We start from the raw sequence: 22,760 nt of genomic DNA on the forward strand, positions 1-22,760 counted from the left end.
AATAGTAGGGCTTCCTCCTTCGAACGCGCCTCGGCTTGCGCCCTAGCGTCTCCTGGTGGTGGCCGATGAGGCAGGGCGCTGAGGTCCCCGGCGCAAGCAATCTGCCTCGCAACCCGTTGGGGGTCGCCATGGCGGCTTTTGGAAGTGTGGGCGCGAGCGCGACGTCGTGCGCGCGGTTGGCGCAGACTAAAACACAATCTGTGCCGACCGGACGGCAGAAGGGTTTCGGGGGACCCAGAGGAGAGACGAGCAGTCGGCCGATGCTTGCCCCCTGGCAGGTCAGTCTGGCCATGCGCACGATGCGGTGTAATCTCAGCAACGCAATCTCGATCTCCGAAATCGCGTCTCTGTGCCGATTGTCGCTCTGCTATTTTGTGCGAGCTTTCACGAACACGGTTGGGATCGCACCCTATGCCTGGTTTGTTCAGCAGCGCATCGTGTGCGCAAAACGCCTCTTGGCCGATACCGCGCTACCCCTGGTGCAAGTCGCTCTCGAGTGCGGATTCTCCGACCAGGCCCACTTCACCAAAGCGTTTGCCAAGGCATCCGGCATAACGCCTGCAAAATGGCGCCGTCAGATTTGCGCGTGCTGAGCTTTCATAGCGCGGGCAAGGCTGATCTCTCAGTCCTTCCTTTCGCCTTCCGCTCCTCGAGAAGCCGCACGGCGATTGGCGAAGGCGAGCAGGGCAGGGTCATGCTCAGGCCGATTCCAGCGTGCAGAATCCCGCAGAACCACCACATCCTCAAGATGCGTGAGAAACGTGTAGACCTTGTTGACGATGTCGATCATCAACGCCATCATTTCTGCATCGGAGATCCGCGAAAGCTGGTTCCATGGGATGTCACCAAAGGGCGTAACCACCTTCACATCGCTAAAATCGCCGACCGCTGTTCCTGGGGTCGTGCCAGCATGGAGATCCTCCAGTTGAGAATTGCGTACACAATTCTCAACGAGGGCCAGCGCGAGCCACCGCGCAGCGGCATCGGATATATCTTCAGCTGCCACAACTTTCTCCCGGATAGAAACCCTTTATGCCGTTTCGCTGGACATTGGCAGAGTGGGCGGCAATCGATAGACGCCTGCCATGCCGCTTCATGCTCACCATGATACGACGCGGAGAGGCGAATGCTGAAGGTTTGTGGAGACGATGAGGTCGTATGACGGCTTGACCGGCGATTCATCAATCGCCGGTCGTTAGGAATTCAGCCGTTCAGCTTATCCCTGATCGCCTTGGCTGGCGCGAAGGTGAGCTTTTTCGACGCGGCGATCTGGATGGTTGCGCCCGTAGCCGGATTGCGTCCCTCCCGCGCCAGCGTGTCTTTGACCTTGAACTTGCCAAAGCCGTTGAGCGAGATTTCCTCGCCGTTCGAGGCGGATTCCGCGATTGCGGCAAAGACCGTATCAACCGCCTTGCGGGCATCAGCCTTTGTGACGCCGATCACCGCTGCCAGCTTTTCGGCCAAGTCGCTGTTGTTCATTCATTTCCTCCTGCAAGGCTCGTCTGAATATGGGATAAAGCGCCTATAGCTCGGCGCGCAGCTCTGACAGCCTCTCCTGGCAGAGTTCGTTGACGATCGTGCCAAGCACCTCGACACGCTCGGAGAGGTACGCGAATTCCTCCTCCGTCATCTTGAAATGCTCGGAATGCCGGGCTTTCACATAGGCATCCTTGAGCTTGTTGAAGTGCGCTTCCTGCTTGCGGGTCTCCCTTGGCCAGGCCTCGACGAGGCGCGCAGAAATCGCTTCAGCGCGCGTCCGAAGGAATTTGATATTGTGGCTATAGGGCGTGTAGAAGGTGTAGACGAGAAGAACGCAGTAATAGAGACGTTCGCACGCCTGTTGAAGATTATAGGCTGCGTCGGGAAATTGCTTGTTGTCGTAGGCAAACTGATAAAGCATCCGCGACGATATAGCGAGGCCGAACCACTGGTCGAAATAACCCTTCGCCATGTCATAGGCTTGCTGCGGGGTCTTGGGCTTGGGCTCGTGCAGTTCGCTGTTGTCGACTTGATACAGCGCAATGCCATCGCGCGCGATGTCCATAAAGAAATAGCGGCCATGAGCCAGCCCATCGTTCACTTCCTGCAGCGTGTGAACGATGAAATTGACCGGCGTGCGCAGGCGGTTGAGGATCATGGTTTCCCGGTCGAGGCGTTCTTCCGCTTTCTCCCAATATTCGGCTCTGTCCGTCAGCTCCTTCTGGTTGACGATGATGAGAAGGTCGAAATCCGATCGATAGCCCCTCTCGGTATGCGGCTCATGCACCCACCGTCCGGTCGCATAGGAGCCGTAGAGGATGATCTTGAGGATGCGGCCAAGCTTGCGCGGCCCAGTCGGCTGGCCAAGCGCGTCCTCGAACTCCTCAAAGAGGATCCGGATGACCCGATCGAGTTCGCGCCGCTTGTTTACCGGAAGATGGTCGAGTTCGGTTTTCATCGTCTCATCGTCATTCGGGTCATGTGAGAGGGAAGCGCGAAGGCTCGTCTTCCCACGGGTTGAAGATCACGGCGCCGCTGTGGCGAGTATCCTTGATGTTTCGCGTCACGAGGAAGAGGTCGTGCTCGATCGCGGTTGCCGCGAGCAGCGTATCGATCACCGGCGGGGACTGCCCCGTGCGCCGCTTCACCTCACCCGAAATTGCGCCCCAGCGATAGACGATGGCGTCGTGAACGGAGAGGAGCCGGTCGCTGAAGCGTTCAGCGAGGGCGTCGCGGGCCGCTATATAGCGCGAACGATCCGGATGTTCCGGCTCGAGATTGTGGATGCCTTTATCGAATTCCGCGAGCGCCAGGACGCTCAGGAACATCCGGTGCTCGGGTTGCGCTGTCGCCCATGCCTTGACGCTTGGCGCACCGTTCGGGCTGGCCAACGCAGATACGATATGCGTGTCCAGCAGCCAGCCTTTCACAAGGCGACGTCCCGCCCGCGGTCGATCTCGCGCTCAAGGTCGAGGCCATCGAGTCCGAGGCCCTCGAGGAACGGAACGAACGCAGGTTTGCCCGCATCCCTGGGCAGAAGCCGGTCGAGTTCGTCCACGCTCATCACCACCACGGCCTCCCGGCCGCGGACCGTGACCCGCTGCGGTCCCTCGCTCTGGGCGCGCCGGACCACTTCGCTGAAGCGGGCCTTGGCATCTTCGAGTTTCCACGTACTGCGGGGACCGGATTTCTCACCTTCCGTCTTGCCAACTGCCGTGCCCATTGATTATCTCCTGACTAGCTAGTCAGATATAGACTGCTCTAGCCGCTATCGCAAGACCAATCGCCCCTTCGCGAGCAAACGGCTGATATGACTAAGTCCAAGGCTCCGCCCGTGGACCTCCCATGTCAGCCAGGGAGCGTCGGTCTGCGGAGGTGTTCTATCGGCACATCCATCCACTATACTCCGGCGATGTCCACGAAGAACGATTCGTACCAAGGCTCGCTGTTCCGCGAAGGCGATTTGCCCTCACCCAGGCGCAACAGCCTTGCCTCCCGATCCGATACTCAAGGCGATTTGTCTTCAGACCCGCCACCTGCCAGCTTTCACATTCGGGTCCGTCGCGGACCGAAACGTCATCTGCTTGCCCGATTATGGCGCATTCTGCTGCGCAGCCGCCCACATGACGAACCTTGATCCAGACAGTCGCAGGGTACCCGCTGACCAGGGAGCTATGCCCTGACGTGGCCACGGCATTGGGCAAACATCTTGACATGGACCATTCAATAGTCCAAAAATGTTCATGTAGCCGACGGCCAGTGGGAGTTCAACATGCGAGTCTCTGTGAGCGACGCCAAGGCGCAGCTGACCGAGTTGGTGCGGCGGGCCGAAGCTGGAGACGAGATTGTCCTGACGCGACATGGACAACCGGCAGTGAGGTTGGTCCCCGTCCGTCCGGCGAGCGATGGAACGGCGCGCCGCAAGCTCCTGGACGCCGCTCGGATAGCTGGGGCGGCGAAGGCAACCACCGGTCCTGACGCTGCGCATAGCCAGGATTTCCTCTATGGCGACGATGGTTTGCCCGCGTGATCGCGGTCGATACGTCTGCACTGATGGCGATCGTCCTTGATGAACCGCATGCGGCTACCTGTAGCGATGCGATCGAGGCTGCGGATGAATTGATCATCTCCGCCGGGACCGTGGCCGAGACTCTGATCGTCTCGGCCCGACGGAACGTCGCCGAGGAAATGGTGAGCCTGATCGACGGGCTTGGCTTCGAGATCGTGAGTGTGACCCCAGCCGCTGCGCGCCGCGTTGCCTCGGCCTATTCCAAGTGGGGAAAGGGCGTTCATGCAGCCGGGCTCAACTTTGGCGACTGCTTCGCCTATGAAGTCGCCAGGGAGCATGGATGTCCTCTCCTCTTCGTAGGGGACGACTTCACCAAGACCGATGTCGAGAGCGCAATATAGTCGGCGAAAGGTCACGCTCCGCCCGAATCTCGCCTTGAGACGACTATGTAGACCGTGGAAATCTGGCCCGATCAGTGATATGGGGCAGTGGAAGGGATTTCCCGATGGGCACTACCATCGACAAACATCAGGTGGAAAGCGCCGCTGACCAGCCGAAGCTGTCGAAGTGGCTCTGGCGGCCTTGGTATGCCAAGCTTTGGTGGTCCGCCATTCCCGTCTGGTGGCTCGGGATGGCAGTGGCGACACGCGTTGACTTTCTCGCGGCATTCTATCGTGGGGCACTCGCGGGCTATCTGAATGTCCTATTCTTCCCGATGACGGCGCTTATGGTGCTGGGCGTCGGCTACGTCCGAGAGCGTCTGGGCCACTTTGTGGGGCAAGGTGATGGAACGCCGCTGTCCGATGAGGAAGCTTCGACTGTGACGAAACGCATTTGGGCGGAGCATGATCGCGCGATGAAAGATCTGGCCGCCACAACTGACATGTTCGACCCGCGGTCGGGAGTACTCTGGATCGGCAACCCGTTGAACCCCCTCAATGCGGGGTACATCAATCCGCACACAGGTAAGCACTCTTAACGCTTCTTGAAGCTGGTGTCGCCGTCACCCGGACTGCTTTCGATATCAGTTGAGAAGCTCCCTTTCGCAAGAACCGAGTTCTGTTCCAGTGACGTCAGCGGCCCGGTGATATCGAAGGTAGCGCGCCCATTATCTGCATTTTTGAGGTAGCGATTGCGTATGCCTTCGTCACCGAGGACGCGGTTTGACAATTCGCGGGAGAATGCTGCTTCCGGGTCGCTGGAACGGGCTGCTGCGCGCTCTGCGGCGGCGATGGATTCGCGAACGTCATAGTTGACGATATCAAGCGTTGACCCCGCAGCCTCACTCGTGGAACCTGTGTCTCTGCTGCTAAACCCAACGCTTGCGCCAACGCGCCCCGACGTTGATTGCATCTTCTGTGGGGCTTGAGTACGCCGGCCCTGTGTTCTTCTTCCGGCCCCTTGCCCGCGTTCACCGATGTCTTCGTTTTCGGATACGCCGACTGAACGGCCGAGTTCCACGTTGACACTGGTACCCATCGTCGTCTGATCTTGGGCCGAACGTGACAGCGTTCTCTGCCAGCCGGTCTGCGCCATGATCGCCTGGACATCGCGCTGGAGCGTGTCGGCGACCTGCGGCTTCAGGCGCCATTCGCCCTTGCGGTCCATCTCGAACCCGCCGCGCAGCCAGTTGGCGAGCATGGCCTGGCCTTCGGCGCCGCCGCCCATGAAATGCTCAATCGTATCCGGTCCCGCCTGCTTGCCGGCCTCGAACCGGGTGCTGGTGTCGCTGCGCGCCGACCGGCTGAAATCCGTTCCGCTGGAGACGAGGAGATCGTTGTGCGCGAAGCTGAAGCGGGCGTGCCCGCCATTGGCGATCGCTCCCAGCTGGCTTTCGTTGATGAGCCCCGCTCTCCACATGGCCGCCGCCGTCTCAGGCGTGAGATTGAGGCCAAGGTCGCCATTCTGGTCCATCGCGATTTGTCGTTTGGTCAGCTGGATGCCGTTGTCGCCCAGAAGCCTTTGCATGCGGGTGAGCCGCTCCCGATCGACGATCGAGGTGAGCCGCTCGTTACGCGCGCGGTCGGCCACGCCCTCGGCGCCGCCCTCGGCCATGTCGACCTGGTTGCCCGCGGTCCGGCTCAATGCCTGGATGAAGCTGTCGAGCCGCGCTGCCTCGCGCGTCGATACGCCGGCTGCCTCCGCGCCCTCGGCAAAGCCGAAATTTTCCGCCTGACGCCGCTGCTCGCCGATCCGCGCCGCGCCGCGCGTGCCTGCGGTTCCGACTTCCCGCTGCGCATCGAGCTTGCCGGAGCGCTCGGCAAAGTCGTACCCAGCCGCCTCGGCCGTCCGTCCGTAGACGCTGGTGCCCTCGCGGCGCGCTTCGGCAGTGGCGCCATCAGCGGTTCCGACCTGCACCGCCATATTGTAGCGCTCAAGGGCCGCCATGACCTGCGCCTCGTTCCTTCCCGTCGCGCGCCCGAGCTGCGTAACGGCGGTGCTTCTCGCCTCGCCAGACAGCGCATTGATGAACCCGACCCGACGCGCCGTCTCGTCGACGGAGAGACCGAGCATCGAAGCCGCCTCTCGCTGGCCGTGATTGCTGCCGCTGCGCCAGCCCTGCTCGGTCGCGACATTGGTGCGCTCGACGCCCGCGACATTATCGCCGGCATAGTCGCGGCGCCCTTCCATCGCACCGACCTGGATCTGCGCCGACGTGAGATCGTTCCTCAGCATCTGCTCCTGGTCGAACGTGTTGGCGATCAGCTTGGCGAAAGTCGGATCGGCCTGGGCCTCTCCGATCACGCCCGAGGCTTTGAGCTCGGCATCGCTCGCCGAATAGCCGGCCCGCTCAAAATGGCGCGTGGCCGCCTGCATCATCATGCCGTAAGCTCGGCTGTCGCCGAACGCGCGCCATTGCACCAGGTTCTGGCTGAAGGCCGCGAACGTCCTCTCGCCGGCCTCACCCTGGCCGAAATAGCCCGTCCCGAGGCTCCTGAGCGCATCCTTCTCGGCAAATTGGTGGATCGCAGTGGTCGCGGCATTGGCCTGAACGGCGCGCGCAACCGCCGGGTCGGCGAGATCCCGGCCAGCCAACGCCGGCGCAAGGCTGCCAAGCTGACGAGAGCCCTCGATGCCGCCAAGCGCCATCGCCGTCCCGCCCGGGGTGCCGGTTCGCTGGCCAAGGATATGACCTGCCTCACCGAAGACGCGGTTGGCGCCGAAGGTCGATCGTTCCCCGAAATCGCCGAAGCTCGATGACGCAGCGGCGCGGGAGCGGGTGCCCAAAGCCGAGGCCTGCGCTTCCAGCGCAGACGCTTGTCCCTCGGCCGTACCCATGGGCGCGGCGGCGGCCGTGCCTTGGCTCGCCACGCCGAGGGAGCCCGACGTGAAGGAGGTGAACACATTGCCGCTGAAGCGGAACACGGTAAAGACGAACGCGCCGGCCAAGCCGGCGGCGGCCGTACGAAAGCTGCCGAAGATCGCCAGCGCCTTCATCGCCGCCGAAGGCGCGAGCAGCCAGGCGTTGGCCGCAAGCGCGTTCGAGCGCAACTCCGCGAGCGTCGCCGTCGCGCGACCGAGCGTGAGCTGATAGATGCCCGCATCGATAACGCCCCAGAGCGCCACAAAGACGAACATGCCGAGCGCAAAGCTCGCGACCCGCAGATTGATCGGCGTCAGGATGAACAGGAGCGCGATCGGGATCATGAACAGCATGATGCCGAACACGGTGGCGCGGATCGTCGGCATCCATTCGTTCGCCACCGACATGGTCGCGAGGCCGTTGGAGATGACTGCCCGATTGGCCATGACTCTCGCCGCACTCGCCGGTGAATCCTCGAACAGCACGTCGCCCACCGTGTTGCCGAGCAGAATGTGCGTCAGGAAGGCCTGCGCACTCAGCGGCCGGCCGAGCATCATCTGGCCCATCTCTCCGACTTGTTGCCGGCATCGTGTCATCTGCTGGACATTGTCCGTGTCATAGCCGGTTCGCGCGCAAATTTGCTTCGTATAGCCGTCGAACAGGACCGGGTCGGACAGGCGATCCGAGATATACGCCCAGGCATCGCTGCAACTGACCGTCGTGCCGCCCTTGTCGGCTTCGGTATAGACCGTTGAGAAGGTAGCGGGGCCTGCCATCGCCGCGAAGGAAGCCGGCAAGTCGGTCGAAGTCCGGAAGAGCTGGTCATCGTCCACGCCATAGGCAGCCGACACCCGCGCCACCGGATAGCATTGCCGGACATAGTCTTTGATTGTCGCGTCCAGGAAGACGTCGGTCATTGGCCCGCGCGGCGAAACGGCGTTCAGGAACAAGTCGAAGCTGTGTCCGCCGGCCCCGAACTCGATCTTGGCATTGGGATCGAGCGTGTTGTCGTCTATCGTCTCGACCATCGCGCGCTCGATCATGTTGGTCGCGCCGGCGACGAGCACGAGCAGGTTGGGAACGCCGCCGACCGGCTGATAGGCGTTGCGCACCCGGTCGTAGACATGGACCGTTCCCGTCGTGGCGACGAGTCCGACGAACAGGCCGACGCCGATGAGGATCTGGAAGCCGAAGGCGACCAGCCCCATGCCAGTCCCGCGCACGCTGGCGATGATCGCGCCGAGGCCGATCCCGACCGTCGCGACGATCATCACCAGCGTCTCGTAACGCGGATCGCCGAAGATCATCGACACCAGCCGGAAAGCCTCGACCGTCTCGGCAAAGCCGTCATAGGTGTGGAAGCTCGTGTCGACCGCCAGGGCGGGGGAAGCGAGGAGCAGGGCGGGAAGGGCGGCAAGAAGCCTTGGAAGCCGGCGCATGACAGGATCCTACTGGTTGCGGGCCGCGGCGCCGGCGGCGTCACGGGCGTCCCGATCGCGCTCGCGCAGGAGCCCGGCATAGTTGGCGGAGAGGTTGGTCTGGTTGAGGGCCGCCATATAGCTCTGGCGCATCTGCGCGCGTTGGCGCAGCACCTCGTCTCTCAAATCCCGTAGCTGCTCGATGCCCTTGGACAGAATCCGCGTCTGGCAGACATTGGCGTTGTTGCTGTCGGCCGACCCCGCCACCGTGGCTCCTCGATCTGCATTGGTCACCGTGAAGTCGATGGTGCGGGTGAGATCGTTGAGCATCTGGTAGGCGAGGGTGAGCGCGACCAGTTCGTCCGTGTCGGCGATCACCGAGTCGACGACGCCCTGGCGCACGCCCCATTCGAGCATGCGATAGACGGGAAGCGTCCGGACATTGGCCACGAACTGCCGTTCCTCGGCCGCCAGCGCAGCGCGCGTGCGGATCTTGGTGGCGATCGACTGCATGCGCTCGCGCGCCAGGACGAGCGCACCGCGTCCGCTGCCGTCCTGCGCGCAGTCGGCGCCGGTGGGCGGGAAATTGAGCGTGCGGCGCTGGACGCGCCCCGTCAGGAAATCCTGCGCGCTTTCCGTGTCCTGCGCGGGGCATTGGGGGATAGCCGTGAAGAGCGGCACTCGGTCGCCATCGTCCCAGCGCATGTACACGTCGCCGACCCGGGCACGCATCACGCTCGCCCAGTCGCCGGCGCCGACCCGCTGCGCGGCGTGGGCGAGGAGCGAGCCGGTGCGGAAAATGTCCGTCACCTCTGCCGGGCAGTTGGCGAGCGCGTCCTTCAAATCCTCGGTGGGATTGTTGTTGTTGGCCTCGATCTTCTCGCGGCTCTGCTGGTAGCTCTTGGCGAACCCTTGCTTGACCGAGCGATAGCCGGTCATCTCCTCGATGATCCCAGACATATTGTCGTCGCCCTTGGCAATCTGCACCATGCGGTTGGCGAGCCGGCAATCGTTGACCTGGATCGAGTTCAGGAAATTGGTCGCCGCTTCCATCTTCGAGATGATGTTCCCCATCTTCTCGTCGAGCGTCTCGAGGAGATACTGGAACGCGACCGCGGGAGCTGCCTGGAGAATGCTTTCGAGCTTCTGGACGAGATAGTCCGGATCGAGGAACGACATACCGCCAAGGAACATGTCGATCCCGCCGCAGCCGGCGCGGACCTTGGGCAGGCTGACCGACATGAGATAGTCGTTGTGGACATCGACGCGGCCCGACATGCCACCGGCCGTGATGTAGCCCCGCGTCTGGTCCTGGAAGCTGCCCGGCGACGTATAGGTCACATTGTCAAACCAGCTCTCGGCCCAGCTCTGCGCGTGAGCGGGAACTGCGGCAACGATCGTCGCGAGGGCAAGGGCGATCAGCGAACGGACGATGGCGCGGTGGCAAGCGAACATGGCGGACTCCGGATGATTGGGGATGACGAAGGAAGGACCGAGGCCGCCATTGCTCAGCGCCTTCCTGCACGCTTCGCCGACAGCCCCACGATGCCGGTGAACTTGGACATGGCCCGGACGCCGACGTCGGGCCTCACCCCCGTCAGCATCTTCGCGGCCAGATAGAGATTGCGGGCCAGATTGGGCGAATGGTCGGTGCCGATCGCCACCGGCACGACACGCGCATCGTCCGCCATCGGCCGCACCCAGGCGACCGGATGTCCGACCCAGGGCAAACCGAGGCGTCCCGACCGGATCATCGCCTCCTGACTGCCGATGGTGCGTACCTGCCAACCATAGCGCGCGCCCAGCGCGGCCAGCTTTGTCCAGAGGTCGCCGCACGGTATGCAGCCGGGGCTTGTCGTCATCTCGATGATGAAGGCGGCGCCATGTCCGCGTAGCGTTGTCGTGAAGTCATCTGGAAAGTCACGCGTGACAGGAACGCGCGAGAGCCAAGCCTGCAGGGTCTTCGCATCGTCGACCGGGTGGATCGCCGCTCGCATCGCGTCCTCGCGGCTAACGGTCTGCGCGGATGCCGAGCCCATGCCGATGACGAGGCCCGGGATGCCGAGGAGGATGAGACCGCGCATCATGGCCTCGGCTCGCTGGAGGTTTTCACGAGATCGCCGCCGAGCGCTCGCGGATCGGTCGCTGATACCGGGCCGTTGCCAAGCGCGTCGAAGAAGCCCGCATCCTCCCCCGGACCGGTCATGAACTGTTCCGGCCGGATGTCGCCGCGCAGCAGGCGGACCGCTTGATAAGCCATCTGCGCGAGGTTGGGATAAGCCTCGACGCCCGAGGCGATGATCATGCGCTGCTGACTTCCTCGGCGAATGACCATCGTCGTCGGTGTGATCTCGACTCCAAACCGCTCCCTCAGGTCGGGCCGCTTGTCCAGATCCATGGGCGTGACCTGCCAGCCCATCTCTTCCTGGAAGCGCTGGATGATCGGCCACTGGACACGGCAATAGCCGCAGGTCGAACGCGAGAACATGACGAGCGCGAACTCGCCCGCATGGGCGCGCAGATAGGACCGGCGAGTGGCGTCCTTCTCGGCGGTCAGCTCGGAGCGCGCGTCGCCCACCATCGGATTAGCGGACTTCGAGTTGAGTTCGGGATATTGCAGCATCGCGATCTGGGTGACGCCGGCGAACGCTCTTGCCTTGCGCCGCGCAAAATCCTGAAGCCGCCAGAAATCCGCGACGGCATCGACCGTCAGCACCGTCGCTGCATAGTCCCGCTGCTGCTCGATGAGCTTGCGAATCTTCGGCGGCGTCCAGGTCGCCAGCTCCGCCATGGGCGGGATGACCGGCTTCACAAGCGCATCCGCCTCGTCTGGCTTTTCGGGAGGCGCAGGCGGCGCCTGATACCACCAATAGCCCTGCTTGGACGCCACGGCAGTCGGGCTCGCGCCTTGCGCACCGACAGATTGGGGAACGGCGAAGAAGGCTGCTCCGGCCAAGCCCACGACGAGAAGCCGATGACGAGGGAGGTACAAATGTATTGACATTGTCGTGGCAAATCGCCAAATGCCGGCAAGGAGTTTAGCGATATGGCACAGCACGCCCGTTCCGACCGAAGCGCCTCTGCGCGTAAGGACGATGTCATCCAGATCAGGGCTGCAGCCGAGCTCAAGGCGATGCTCAGCCGCGCCGCTTCTCTGCGAGGCCAGAAACTGTCCGAGTTCATGCTTGCGAGCGCGCGGCGGGAAGCCGAGGCCGCCATCCTCGATCAGCGAACCTTCTTTCTGGATGCCGAGAGCCATGAGCAGTTTCTTAGCCTTCTCGATGCGCCGGCCGTGCCGTCGCCTAGCCTTGAAAAGCTGATGAAGCGCGAACCGCTCTGGAATCGATGATCGGACGCGTCGCTCATTTCCATGTCCACGCGCCGTGTTACGCCGCCTGAGCGATTGAACTTCGACCATGATGTCGATGCGTTCCGCAATGGACGGCACGCCTCGCTCGATCTTTGGCTCAACGAGCGCGCGCTCGCCAGTGAAGGCGCTTCGGCCCGCACCTACGTCGTGTGCGGTGCTGACCGGCCCAGTCAAGTTGTGGGCTATTATACGATCACGACCGCGATGGAGGAGCGTGCGGCGCTGCCCACGGCAAAGCTGCGAAAGGGCATGCCGGACAAGGTGCCTCTCCTTCTCATTGCAAGGCTGGCCGTCGATTCCGCCTTCCAGGGGTTTGGCTTGGGTCCCGATCTGCTCGCCGACGCGCTCCGCCGCTGCGCGGCCGCCTCGGAGATCGCCGGCGTTCGCGCCGTCATCGTACACGCGATCGACGACGATGCCGTGGGCTTTTACGAACGGCATGGTTTCATCGCCTCGCCGTTGGGAGAGCGCGTTCTCCTGATGCCCATCGAGGCCGTCCGGGCCTTGCAAGACTGACGACACCCCGCATTGCGCAGGGGCGATCACAGCCTCCTGAAGATCGCCAGAGTCACTCCGCTGCGGGATGTGCTCGGCGAGCGTCCGTTGATCGCGCGCGGTCACAGGATGCGCTCCATGCGCGTGAGACGCGCGATCGGGAGCAATCCGAAATAACGGCTGTCGAATCCGCGCGGATGCGTCGAACCCACATAGACCATGCCGGGCGGAATGATTCCGCTCCAGCTCATATGCTCGAGCTTCATCCCGTTATGGGCTTGCGGAAGGCTCACGCCCAGGAGCACGCCGTTGCAATAATAATGACCGTCTCTGCTACGAGGGATGAGGGGCGAGGGGGTCTCGAACATCGTCAGCCGGTCGCCGGCCATGCAGAGTGCATGCTTGGTGACGGACACCGGCTTTGGCCCGGCGATCGGGTGATGGAGCGTGAACATGACATAGTCGCCGCGTGCAATCGGCCCCGGGCTCTTGTGCACCGCGAAAGCCTCGATCGACGGCGACATGACCAGAGTGACCTGCGGGACGACGAGCGCCGCGAACAGCGCAGGGGGCAGGACGACCAGCATTGCCAGCCACAGGCGTTCGGGTCGCGCCGGTGCGTCAGGGCCGGGTGCGCCCAGCGCCACCGCCGCTTTGCGCGGCAATCGGCGCAGACGCGGCCACAGGCCGGCGATCGCCCTAGCGAGCGCGAGCAAGAGCCTGAGCATGGCTCACCTCCTCCTTCCCCCCGAGACGGGCATATTCTTCGAACATTCCCGAAAGCGCGCTGTCGCCGAAGACGACATGGGTCGCGCGGGGGCTTTCCTCGTCGCGCTCGCAATAGGCCTGGGTCGGATCGCCCGGGATCATCGCGAGCGCCGGAACCTGGGCGATCCCATGTTGGCGAAACACGATCGGATCGATGATGATCTGCACGTCGCGCATCACGCAGTTCGGGCCCTCGCAACCCGGGTCAAGCCTAAGGATTTGCGCCGTCAGCTTCGCCATCGGGCCCATCTTCCTGAGACCGCCGGGCACCCCGCGGAATGCCATGACGCCTCGAACCTTTTCGAGCTGGACGGCATAATTGCGCAGTGTCGAAATCGGCATGGACGAGGACACAAACAGGACCGGCACCCATCCCGCTGCGGCCACCGGCGGCGCAGCTTTGGCGAGCGCCAGCTCTTCCGCCGGCTCTAGCCCGAGCGCCCGACGCAGCGCCTTGGCCTGCCGCTCACGCTCGGCCGCGAGACTTGCCTCGCCGCGCGCCTGCGCTGCGCGAGCGCGTGCTTCCATGTCCGGCTCGGGAAGTCGCTTGTGCAGGCCGTCGAACGCGCGCCTTCGATCGGCGGGGTCGTCGGTCCGCGGAAGCCTGGGCTCGGGAAGTTGCGCCGCATCGTTCTTGCCGCGGGAGACCGCGCGCTCCAGCCGGTTCATGCTCGCTTGGCCTTGGTCCGCGGCGGACTGCCTCGCAGCGCCGCGAGGGGCGTCACTCGCGACGCTCTGCGCGAGCGCGGCCGTCGCCACGCCCAACAGCAGGCCCATGCAGGCGCTATGGATTGACCGCTTTGAGATACGCATCGATGCGCTCCCCCATGTCGATTTGGATTTCGGATTGGGCGCGGGCTTCGATGTCCGCATAATATTCGGAGAGATCCATCTTGCTGAAATCGAGCGCCTGGAACTCCTCCGGCGTGAACCCGCGACACATCGGCTTCTTGGCCGTGCCCCACAGGTTGCCGTTGAAGGCCTTGAGCTGGGGACGGCCCTGTTCCTGGATGATTCGGCCGAGCTTGGTGTTGAAGCAGCAATGGCCACGGGCCTGCTGCAGGCAGACGCCAAGGAAGCTCGAGGTGCAGTAGCTGCCGATCTCGTGGCACATGCCTGACGAGCGCAGCATCGCCGTCTCCATGTCCTGCTGGTCGCAACCCGCGAACAGGAACTCCATCATGAAGTTGATCGCCAGGCTGACGGCGATCGAGGTGGGGTCGAGGCCGACGATCAGGGCGTTGGCGCCGGCACTCGCGGCCTGGCTCGCGGTCGCACCGGCCTTGAAGGCGACATAGGCAGCCTTCATGCCCGTGAACACGCCCTTCGCGACCGCGATCTTGGTACCGATCGACGAGATGGAAGAACCCATCCCGTCCTTCACGATCTTGCCCTTGTCCTTGCAGCAGTTCGCGAAGGTGGTCGAAAGCCCGGCGGGCCGGCACCGCACTCCGCGTCCCGAGAATATCTCGATCTTTCCCAGGCAATTGCCGTCGGCATCGACGCCGCCGTCCGGCGCGGTGCCTGGATCGTCCATCGGCGGCTCATCCACGATGGGATTGGTCGCGAGATCGGCACACTGATTGGGCGAGCAGGCCGGCGCGCCACCCTCAGTCTTTACGAGGCAAGCATATTGCGGGCCGACCGGGCAGCTATATTGGCCCATCGCATCCGCGACGCAGGCGACCTCCTGGATCGGGCAAGCCCAAGCGCCGCTGGTGGTGGAACGGCAGCTCGCCTGCTCACCTTCATCGGCCGCATCGCCGTTATTGTTGAGATCCGCCGCGCAGATCTGCTGCGCCCTGGCGGCACTGGGGCAGACGAGAACGAAACCAATGCCGAGCACCAGCGCGAGCGCGGCGCCGCGCGGATCGAGATACCAATATCTCGTTGTCGGGAGGCCGTTCATTGCACGCTCCCCGTGCAGACCATGTCGGCGCCGGCGAGGCGCACGGTCTGCATCATCACGACCGCTTCGGGAAAATCGTCGAGGCAACCGCAGGCGGAGACGACCTCCTCACCGGGGCCTGCCGGGCATTGATTGTCCGCAGTGCAGGCGTGGAAGAAGGTGTCGTAGCCGGTCGGCACATTCTGTTTCGCACCCACGACGCCATCGGGCGCCGCCTCGCTGTTGGCCTTGGCCGCGCGGGTCTTGCACACGGGCTCGCAGGCCGCGACCGAGCCCCGGTCGGGAAGGCTGAAGGCGCGCGTCGATGTCGCATAGCTTCCGTCGCTCTGGCGCGTCCGGTCGGCCAGCATCGTCTCGGTCGAATGGTCGATGATATAGGCGCCGCGGCTCGTGTCGGGTTTCGCGATGTCATCGACCGCGCAGCGATAGGTGCGGTCCTTCAGGAAGAAGTCGCGCGTGAGTTGTGTCGGGCAGCTCGGCCCGCCCAATATACGGGTCTGGGGGAGGGGGCGTAGCCCGGTCACGACGCCGTTGATCCAGGTCTGGACACCATCGACCAGCTCGCTGTCGAGTTTGCATTGCGGATCGGAAGCGATCGCGCCGCAACCATCGACGACCTGCTCCAGCGTCTTGCAGCTGTTGTCGACCTCGACATGGACCTGCGCGAAGCCTTCGCCGCCCTCCGCGACCGCGACGCGCAGCCAGATCTCATGATCGCCTGCGGTAAGATAAGGCCGCAGATCGAGGTTCGGATAGGCGTAGAAGGTTTTCTTGAGTTCGCATTTGCCCGGAGGAAGGCCAAGGCTAGTCCAAGCGGAGGGGCCCGAGCCGATGAACTGCCCATCGATCCGCACCTGCGCCCAATCGTCGGCAAAGAACTGAGCAAGCCGTGCGTCGACGATGCGGTCGGGGTCGTTCACATGCAACGTCATGCGGAAGTCGATGAGCGTGCAGCTTCCGCCGGCGAGGCTGTTATCCGCCGGTGAGCCCATCAGGAAATCGAAGGACGAGCCGTTCTGTATCGTGGAATAGCCGCCCGAGGTTCGGCTGATGATATCCTCCGCGCCGGGCTTCAACACGGTCACCCGCCGCTCGATCGAGCAATGGCGATATTGGAGCGCGGTGCCCGTACCGGTCGCCGACCCCTTGAGCGCCTGGAACACGGAATTGCTTGTGGACGCGGCATAGGCGTCCGACGCGATCGTCGCGGGATTGGCGCGATAGGCGGTCTGGGGAAGGTCGGGATTGGCGGAGCAGGCGGTCGACCTGGCGCCCACATAGCGGATGGAGGGGCCGTCGATCACAGCCTCGGCAACGCCGTAGCGCGGGTCGGCGGTGGTGAGCGCGCCAATCATCCCGCCGCCAAGGTCGCGCAGCACCGAGGCCATATTGCCCCAGGCGAGGTTGGTGCCGCAGCTATTGTTGAGGCAATAGCATCCGGCGAGCTTGGGCATGTCGACCGAGGTCAGCTTGAGCGCTCGCCCCCCGTCGACATCCCAGCGGAAGAAGCTGCACCCATTCCAGGTGCCGGGCTGGCAGGAGACGATCCCGTTCGCGCAAATGCCCGATACCGGGACGGGAAGGTTCGCCGTGCTGTCGACCGTTCCGTCGAGATCGGTGTCGCGGGCGATCGTGACCTTGCCGAGATCGCCAGTCCCTGCCGGTTGCACCAGCACCTCCAGCATCGACGCGGTTTTCTGGCAGGCGATGTTGGGCGCGAACGTGCGACTGTTGTCGACCGTCGAAATCTGCTGCCCGGCCAGGCCCGGCGTCACATAATTTTGCTGAAGCGCGTCGCTATCGCCGCTCTTTGCGCGCGACGCTTCGGCTGCGGCCCGGGCGCGCTCTTCCATCGTCTGCGCCGCTGCGGGCGCGGTGAGCGGGATGGCCAGCGCGGTCGCTAGGACGGAACAGGCGGAGAGGAAGCGCCGATCCCATCGGGGGAGCGTTGCGGCCGCGCTGGCCGGGGGTGGAGCGGCGCCGCCAGGGGGGCATGGCGACGCCGCTCCGGTTCCGCACGGAAGCCATCGGCCGTAGGGGCCTTGGCGAACAGACCTCCGGAATGGACGGCTGTCTCGCGCGGAACACGGCGGAAGCGACCTGTTCATGGCACGGGTATCCCGGCGCAGCAGATCACCTTTTCGAAGAGCATGAACTGGGCGTTGTCCTTGCCCGGCGCGTGCTTGGCTGAAGACCAGAGCGCGCCGGGCCTGCCGATATTGACGCACTTGCTGCCCTTTACCGGCTCCATGATCTGGAGCTTGTAGCGGGACTTGGTCCAGACGGGCTGGGGGATGAAGGAGCAGCCGTCCGCCGAACTGATGGTGAGCGCGCCCAGCCGCCCCATCATGAAGACCCCGCGCGCCGCGAGCCCCGCCCAGGCCTCGACGCTGTCGTCGAAATGGATGTCGCCGGCGATCGGATAGGTCGCGCCCCAAGAGCCCATGCACCAGAACAAGGGGTCGATCACCTTGCCCGCCGCTGCCGCGGCGCTGTCGCCCATGCAGGCGAGACCGGCGGCGGGATTGCCGAAAAGAATGCCTTCGGGCTGGATGATCGCGCCGAGCGTGCCCGACTGCCAGGTCGGCAGAACCTCGGTGATCATGGCGACGTCGAAGCCGTCATTCTCGAGGCACGGCAGGTCGGTGAACATGTCGAGCATCGCCCAGACCGGCGAGATGTAATAGTGCATCTGCGCGAACATCTTGCGGGTGTTTGTCCCGTCCGAAATCGACGACTGGCTGCCTTGCAGCTTGCCGCCGGTCGGCAGGAGATCGGCGCCAAGCGCCATCATGCAGCCGGGTTCGGTCACGATGTCGACCATCCGGTTCGGCGACCAATAGGAGACCTTGACACCGAACCAGAACTGGAGTCCCTTGCGGCAGGCGCACAGAGGCTTGGACGAGGATTGTGCGTCAAGCGCCTTGTCGAGCTTGTCGAAACTCCCCACCCGGATGCCGCCGACCGTGATCGGAAAGATGCAGGTCCAGCGCACCTTGGTGATGGGGTTGAAGACCGTGCCGGCCTCGCATTTGGAGGCATGGGCCTGACTCGGCCAGGCGAGCGTCATCAGCAACCCGATGACGAGGCCCGCGACGAAGACGGGAAGACGCCCGATCATCGCGTCGCTCCTTTCGCCGCGGTCGCGGCAGCCCGGCTCTTGGGGCCATATTCGGTGAGGACGAGGCGCGTGCCGGACTGCTCGACGATGACCGGAGCCACGGTGAGTCCCAGACGCTGCTTGACCCGCTCCTCGAGAATGTAGATCGGGCGGCCGGTCTTTTCGCTCAGATCGATCGCGTCGCCATTCTGTGCCCCAAGCGCGGCGAGCAGGATGAAGTCGCTCGCCCGGGCACTACGGAGCGCCCAGCCAAGGTCTTGGCGATGCACGACGACAAGGCGCTGCGGCAGCTTCACATAGGTCAGCGGGTTGAAGGGGAAGCCCTTCGGGTAGAGCGTCTTGCCGCCCGGGAGCGTGATGTCGAAGTCGAGCGTGTAGAAGGGGACGACGCTGCGCACGCGATCGGCGCCGGCGACGCCGAGCGGCGCCGCCTTCAGAGCGCTCCATTTGTCGCGCGGGCCGAACGCCTTGCTCATGTCGCTGGGCAGAGTCGCGACCTTGGCCTCGATCTCGGCGAGCGCGTCGGGCTCCGCGATCGGCCAGGTTCGCCCGATCGTGCTGCGCGATTGGGCGCTGCCCGCGATCGGCGCGGCCGCAGGCAGCGTTGCCGCGACGGCCAGCATGCTGCCCGTGACGAGCACAAGAAGAGGACCGCGACGAACACGGCGGAGCGGATCAGCGGCCATGGCGCTGCCTCCAATGCCTCTCGGGAGGCTCGGGAATGCCGATGAGGGCCGCGACGAAGGCGGAAAATGCGAGCGGCGTCAGAATCCAGATCAGCGTGCCGGCATCGCCGCCGAGCGACGGCGACACGAGCAGCATCGTGCTCTGGACAGCCAAGAGCAGGAAGCCGCTGACGGTGAGCCGGATCGCCGATTGTGATGGCGCGGAAGAGGTAAGGCCGTTCATTTGCCCCTTCTCCTGCGCAGGCGGCTCATGACCCTCGCGGTGCCCGCCGACAGGCTGAGCAAAAGGAGACCGGTCGCCAGGCACGACGCGGCAATGATGAGCGAAGCGCGGAGCACCATCATCGTCGGCTGCTTGAGCAACAGCCCGGCGACGAGCACCAGCAGACCCATCATCGCCGTCTCGATCATCACGAGCCGGAAGCGCCACTGGAAGGATTCCGCTTCGAACCGTTCGGCGAGGCGCTGCTCGACAATTATCTCGATGGCTTCGTTGTCGGACCATTTGAGCGGCAATTGATCGGGGTGCGGAGTATGGCGTCCCATGACCCTCATACCCCCACGAGGCCGGACACGGCCGGCGTACCCAGGATTTCCGAGGGGTCGACACCGGCCAGGCGGCACACGGCTTCGAGCGGGGAGAGGCCCTGGCGCATCAGCGCCTCGAACGCAGCCACCTCGTCGGGCGCGGACGTGTTGATCCAGTAGGAGAAGGGATCGACCACGAGCCGGGCGATGCCAAGACCCAGGGGCGAGTCGATGAACACCTCGCTGTAGTTGGGCTTCGAGTTGCGGACCGACTTCAGGAGATCGAGGACGAACCCCGAATAGTCGAGGATCTTGTTGTCAACCGCCCGATCATAGGTCGAGCCCTGAAGCAGGAACCGCGTCGCGGCATTTTCGAGGATGACCTGACCCGTCCCGCCGAACAGCGTCAGGTCGTTCATCGACTGCAGCACGATGCCGAACGAACCGCGATATTTGCGCGCGCGCCGATAGCCCTGGCCGAATGCCTCGGCGAGGCGCGAGAGATCCTGCCCGTCAGTCCGGGTCATGAACTGCGCGGCTTCGTCGCATAGCACGAAGCGGGGACGGTCGCGCGCGGACAGGTAGAGTTCCTGCGTGACCGCGTTCACCACCACCATGACGATGACGTTGAAGAGGTCGGGCATCGCTTTGAGGCGTTCGAGCTCGAGCACCACGAATTCGTCATTGCGGATGTCGAGGGTCGACGGCCCGTTGAAATAATGGCCATAGGCGCCGCCCGAGCCGAAATCCCGCAGATTGAAAGCCAGTTCGCGTGACGTCGGCACGAGGTGGTCGACGCGATCGAGATCGGTCTCGACGAGTGAGGGATAGGTGCCGAGCCACTCGCGCACGGCATCAATGCCATGATCGGCCCTCCCTGTGTCGATCGTCCATTGAACGGCGGACTTGAGGAGGTTCCATTCCGAGGTGGTGACGCCCTTGCGCGTTGAGGCGTTGGCCATCTCGGCGACGATGGCGACCGCCATGGTGATGGCCGACTGCTTGTCGTCGCCGTCGAGCGCCAGCCCCATGTCGAAGGGGTTGAGCACCAGATGCTCTTCGCCGATGTCGATATAGCGGCCCGAGCAGAGCGTGCAGAGTTTCCGGTAGCTGCCGCCGATATCGATGATACGGATGAGCGCGCCGCAGGCATAATATTGCTGGCAGAGATTGTTGAGCAGGAAGCTCTTGCCCGCGCCGCTCTCCGCCGAGACGATGAAATTGTAGTTGTTGATCCTGGGGTCGAAAAGATCGAGCGTGACAAGCTGGCCCTTGCGCCCCGTGTAGAGAAGCGCCGGACGCCCGCCGCCGCGAAAGTCGGTCTGGATCGGCGCCAGCATTACCGCCGCTTTGACCGGCATGCGGAAGTCGCGCTCGAGCAGGCGCAGCGTCGCGCGGTCGGGATAGAGCCCGAACGGCAGGCTCATCACCAGCAGGGTCGGGTTGAGATAGCTCTCCTCCTGCATCGAGAAGGGCAGGGGTTCGCCCTCCCATAGTCGCTTGGCGCGCGCGGCGAGATCGCGGGCATGGGCACGGTCGCGACCGAACACCCAGATGGTGGGAATGACCCGGACGAACTTGCTGTTCCCCGCCTCGTCGAGGATCCAGCCGATCTCCTCGATCTGCTTGCCGACCTCGACGGCGAAACTGCCCGCCGCCTTCTGCGCCGAGAGGATCTGCGCCCGTTTGTGGATCTCGAATTGGGAATGATCGAACAGGATATTGAGCGTATAGAGGAAGGGGCCGCCGATCTGGTCGCTATCCTCCGAGGCGCCGCGCATCCCGCCCATCAGACGGTTGGCGCGCTCCGCGGTGATGCGCCGGGCCGGCGCCTTGGGCGTCAGGCAGCGTGCAACCTGGTTGCCGAGGAAAACCTCCGCGCCCTCGAACACGAGATCGGGGCCTGCATCGATGATCTGCTTGGCGATCGGCGGCGCGCCTGTCGCGGTGCCGTCGGCGAAGACGCCAGGGGCCTGCGTCGCGACGCCGTTGAAGACGCGCCGGTAGAAGGCGACCATCTCCTCTGGCGGGAGCCGGCGGATGCCGAGCTTTGACAATTGTTCCTCGACCTGCCGACGCAGATCCTCGCCCAGCGGCCGGCGTGTCTTGATCGACAGCAGCGTGCGGAAATTGCGGACCGGGATGCCGTGCAGGGCCTTCAGGCCATGACGCCCTTCGCTGAGATACGCGTGGGTGTGACGCGCGGAAGCCTGAATGAGCGGATCGTCGCGGGTCTTCAGATCGAGAAACGCGTCGAGGGCGTCGTCGATCAGCGGATCCGCGAAGGTATGGAGCTGCAGGACTGTCCCGTCGGGGAAGTGGATATTGAGCAACCCCTGCAGCGCACTCTGGACATGCGCGAACATATAGGCGGTGGGCACCAGCTCCCAGGCATGGCCCCAAGTGTCGTCGATACAGAGAAACGCGTTGGTTTCCTCCTCCCAGGCCACAAGCGGCAGATAGTCGGAGAAGCTGTCGCGCCGCACGGCATTGCGCAGCCGGCTAAAAGTCAGGCCACTCATGGCTGCGGCGCCGGCGGCACGATGGCCGGTGCGGGTGGAGTCGTCCCTGCCGGTGCGGGCTCGCCATCGGGTGTGGCGATATCGCGCACCTGGCCGAGGATCGGTGCCTGAGCCGCACGATCCGGGGCGGCGACAAGTGCGCCGCCCACGACCCAGACCGGCTTGTCGACCACCGAATAAACATAGCGCGGCATGTAGAGCCGATCCGGGCGCTGCCGATCGGCATAGGGAAGGATCAGCGTCCGGACGGTCTGCGCGGGCTTGAGCATCGGCGTGACCGGTGCTTCGATCAGGCCTTTCAGTTCACGATAAACACTGTCGCGATAGCTGCCATAGGCGTTGCCCGCGCTTCCTCCCGGCGATCGGGAGCCTGCTCGGTCGGCGTCCTGCCCGCGCAGCATGGCACGGTCATTGGTAACCTTGGGGTCCGACTTCGAGGTGACGCCGGCAACCGCATCCGCATAGGCCCGATCGGGATGGATGCATTGGCCGTGGTCGCTGTTCTTGCAGTCGAACTTCTCCGAATAGGGCGACATCATCGAGCCGACCGTCGCGCATCCGCTCAAGCCCGCGAGCAGGCTGAGCGAGAGCAGAGACCGATGGAGAGACTGGTGGGCCAGCAAGAGCATGGCGGAACCTCCTGTAAGATGG

25 protein-coding genes are annotated in these 22,760 nt (G+C 64.0%); 6 read left to right on the plus strand and 19 right to left on the minus strand.

Features of this window, described 5'->3' with window-relative positions; translation table 11 throughout:
• Positions 1–299: 299 nt before the first annotated feature.
• Complete coding sequence (locus tag V2I08_RS15360; RefSeq protein WP_349635888.1) at positions 300–593, plus strand: AraC family transcriptional regulator; 294 nt, start codon at positions 300–302, stop codon at positions 591–593.
• 29 nt (positions 594–622) lie between these two features.
• Here V2I08_RS15360 and V2I08_RS15365 read toward each other — a convergent pair whose 3' ends face one another.
• The 5 genes from V2I08_RS15365 to V2I08_RS15385 all read right to left on the minus strand — a co-directional run bounded on the left by V2I08_RS15365 (position 623) and on the right by V2I08_RS15385 (position 3,202).
• A complete protein-coding gene (locus V2I08_RS15365) occupies positions 623–1,006 on the minus strand; it encodes a hypothetical protein (RefSeq protein WP_051520052.1) in 384 nt (127 codons plus the stop codon).
• Positions 1,007–1,203: 197 nt separating this feature from the next.
• Positions 1,204–1,479: an HU family DNA-binding protein gene (locus V2I08_RS15370; protein WP_043152252.1), complete on the minus strand. Its 276-nt coding sequence runs from the start codon at positions 1,477–1,479 to the stop codon at positions 1,204–1,206.
• A gap of 43 nt (positions 1,480–1,522) precedes the next feature.
• Complete coding sequence (locus V2I08_RS15375; protein WP_043152254.1) at positions 1,523–2,437, minus strand: HEPN domain-containing protein; 915 nt, start codon at positions 2,435–2,437, stop codon at positions 1,523–1,525.
• Between the two features lie 19 nt (positions 2,438–2,456).
• Positions 2,457–2,909 carry a type II toxin-antitoxin system VapC family toxin gene (locus V2I08_RS15380; RefSeq protein WP_043152255.1) on the minus strand — a complete coding sequence of 151 codons (453 nt, stop codon included), beginning with the start codon at positions 2,907–2,909 and terminating at the stop codon, positions 2,457–2,459.
• Positions 2,906–3,202 (minus strand): type II toxin-antitoxin system Phd/YefM family antitoxin, encoded by a 297-nt coding sequence (locus V2I08_RS15385; RefSeq protein ID WP_043152257.1) that lies wholly within the window; start codon positions 3,200–3,202, stop codon positions 2,906–2,908. The genes V2I08_RS15380 and V2I08_RS15385 overlap by 4 nt, the downstream gene beginning before the upstream one ends.
• Before the next feature lie 549 nt (positions 3,203–3,751).
• Between V2I08_RS15385 and V2I08_RS15390 the strand changes: the two genes are divergently transcribed.
• The 3 genes from V2I08_RS15390 (at position 3,752) to V2I08_RS15400 (ending at position 4,967) form a co-directional block, all read left to right on the plus strand.
• The gene (locus V2I08_RS15390; RefSeq protein ID WP_043152258.1) at positions 3,752–4,009 is read left to right on the plus strand and encodes a type II toxin-antitoxin system Phd/YefM family antitoxin; all 258 of its coding nucleotides are present in this window, start codon (positions 3,752–3,754) and stop codon (positions 4,007–4,009) included.
• Positions 4,006–4,389, plus strand: coding sequence for a type II toxin-antitoxin system VapC family toxin (locus V2I08_RS15395; RefSeq protein ID WP_048577508.1), 384 nt, complete (start codon positions 4,006–4,008; stop codon positions 4,387–4,389). The genes V2I08_RS15390 and V2I08_RS15395 overlap by 4 nt, the downstream gene beginning before the upstream one ends.
• Before the next feature lie 104 nt (positions 4,390–4,493).
• On the plus strand, positions 4,494–4,967 hold the full coding sequence (locus V2I08_RS15400) for a hypothetical protein (RefSeq protein ID WP_043152260.1): 474 nt from the start codon (positions 4,494–4,496) through the stop codon (positions 4,965–4,967).
• On the opposite strand, the gene V2I08_RS15405 is transcribed toward V2I08_RS15400, so the two are convergent.
• From V2I08_RS15405 to V2I08_RS15420, 4 genes are read right to left on the minus strand one after another with little or no spacing between them, the layout of a single operon-like run.
• The gene (locus V2I08_RS15405; RefSeq protein ID WP_349635889.1) at positions 4,964–8,731 is read right to left on the minus strand and encodes a conjugal transfer protein TraG N-terminal domain-containing protein; all 3,768 of its coding nucleotides are present in this window, start codon (positions 8,729–8,731) and stop codon (positions 4,964–4,966) included. The genes V2I08_RS15400 and V2I08_RS15405 overlap by 4 nt on opposite strands.
• Before the next feature lie 9 nt (positions 8,732–8,740).
• Positions 8,741–10,165, minus strand: coding sequence for a conjugal transfer protein TraH (locus tag V2I08_RS15410; protein WP_043152265.1), 1,425 nt, complete (start codon positions 10,163–10,165; stop codon positions 8,741–8,743).
• 53 nt (positions 10,166–10,218) lie between these two features.
• On the minus strand, positions 10,219–10,794 hold the full coding sequence (locus tag V2I08_RS15415) for a hypothetical protein (RefSeq protein WP_043152300.1): 576 nt from the start codon (positions 10,792–10,794) through the stop codon (positions 10,219–10,221).
• Positions 10,794–11,714 carry a conjugal transfer protein TraF gene (locus V2I08_RS15420; protein ID WP_081764181.1) on the minus strand — a complete coding sequence of 307 codons (921 nt, stop codon included), beginning with the start codon at positions 11,712–11,714 and terminating at the stop codon, positions 10,794–10,796. The genes V2I08_RS15415 and V2I08_RS15420 overlap by 1 nt, the downstream gene beginning before the upstream one ends.
• Before the next feature lie 42 nt (positions 11,715–11,756).
• Here V2I08_RS15420 and V2I08_RS15425 point away from each other — a divergent pair, with 42 nt between their 5' ends.
• Positions 11,757–12,059: a DUF1778 domain-containing protein gene (locus V2I08_RS15425; protein ID WP_043152267.1), complete on the plus strand. Its 303-nt coding sequence runs from the start codon at positions 11,757–11,759 to the stop codon at positions 12,057–12,059.
• Between the two features lie 54 nt (positions 12,060–12,113).
• A complete protein-coding gene (locus tag V2I08_RS15430) occupies positions 12,114–12,596 on the plus strand; it encodes a GNAT family N-acetyltransferase (protein ID WP_349635891.1) in 483 nt (160 codons plus the stop codon).
• A gap of 101 nt (positions 12,597–12,697) precedes the next feature.
• Here the strand turns inward: V2I08_RS15430 and V2I08_RS15435 are convergent, their stop codons facing one another.
• The 10 genes from V2I08_RS15435 to V2I08_RS15480 all read right to left on the minus strand — a co-directional run bounded on the left by V2I08_RS15435 (position 12,698) and on the right by V2I08_RS15480 (position 22,738).
• Positions 12,698–13,303, minus strand: coding sequence for a S26 family signal peptidase (locus V2I08_RS15435; protein WP_043152270.1), 606 nt, complete (start codon positions 13,301–13,303; stop codon positions 12,698–12,700).
• Entirely contained in the window at positions 13,275–14,012 is a 738-nt protein-coding gene (locus tag V2I08_RS15440; protein WP_235209777.1) for a type-F conjugative transfer system pilin assembly protein TrbC, read from the minus strand. The genes V2I08_RS15435 and V2I08_RS15440 overlap by 29 nt, the downstream gene beginning before the upstream one ends.
• A gap of 115 nt (positions 14,013–14,127) precedes the next feature.
• On the minus strand, positions 14,128–15,252 hold the full coding sequence (gene traN / locus V2I08_RS15445) for a conjugal transfer protein TraN (protein WP_051520053.1): 1,125 nt from the start codon (positions 15,250–15,252) through the stop codon (positions 14,128–14,130).
• Positions 15,249–17,105 carry a hypothetical protein gene (locus V2I08_RS15450; protein WP_043152273.1) on the minus strand — a complete coding sequence of 619 codons (1,857 nt, stop codon included), beginning with the start codon at positions 17,103–17,105 and terminating at the stop codon, positions 15,249–15,251. The genes traN and V2I08_RS15450 overlap by 4 nt, the downstream gene beginning before the upstream one ends.
• A 251-nt stretch (positions 17,106–17,356) precedes the next feature.
• Positions 17,357–18,373, minus strand: coding sequence for a TraU family protein (locus tag V2I08_RS15455; RefSeq protein WP_043152274.1), 1,017 nt, complete (start codon positions 18,371–18,373; stop codon positions 17,357–17,359).
• On the minus strand, positions 18,370–19,059 hold the full coding sequence (locus V2I08_RS15460; protein ID WP_043152276.1) for a conjugal transfer protein TraW: 690 nt from the start codon (positions 19,057–19,059) through the stop codon (positions 18,370–18,372). The genes V2I08_RS15455 and V2I08_RS15460 overlap by 4 nt, the downstream gene beginning before the upstream one ends.
• Positions 19,049–19,282, minus strand: coding sequence for a hypothetical protein (locus V2I08_RS15465; protein ID WP_043152277.1), 234 nt, complete (start codon positions 19,280–19,282; stop codon positions 19,049–19,051). Before V2I08_RS15465 ends, V2I08_RS15460 begins: the two co-directional genes overlap by 11 nt.
• Positions 19,279–19,605: a hypothetical protein gene (locus tag V2I08_RS15470; protein WP_043152278.1), complete on the minus strand. Its 327-nt coding sequence runs from the start codon at positions 19,603–19,605 to the stop codon at positions 19,279–19,281. The genes V2I08_RS15465 and V2I08_RS15470 overlap by 4 nt, the downstream gene beginning before the upstream one ends.
• Positions 19,606–19,610: 5 nt before the next feature.
• Positions 19,611–22,109: a TraC family protein gene (locus tag V2I08_RS15475; RefSeq protein ID WP_336972860.1), complete on the minus strand. Its 2,499-nt coding sequence runs from the start codon at positions 22,107–22,109 to the stop codon at positions 19,611–19,613.
• Entirely contained in the window at positions 22,106–22,738 is a 633-nt protein-coding gene (locus V2I08_RS15480; RefSeq protein ID WP_043152280.1) for a TraV family lipoprotein, read from the minus strand. Before V2I08_RS15480 ends, V2I08_RS15475 begins: the two co-directional genes overlap by 4 nt.
• Positions 22,739–22,760 lie beyond the last annotated feature (22 nt).

It is taken from the genome of Sphingobium sp. MK2, from assembly GCF_040170545.1.
GTDB lineage: Bacteria > Pseudomonadota > Alphaproteobacteria > Sphingomonadales > Sphingomonadaceae > Sphingobium.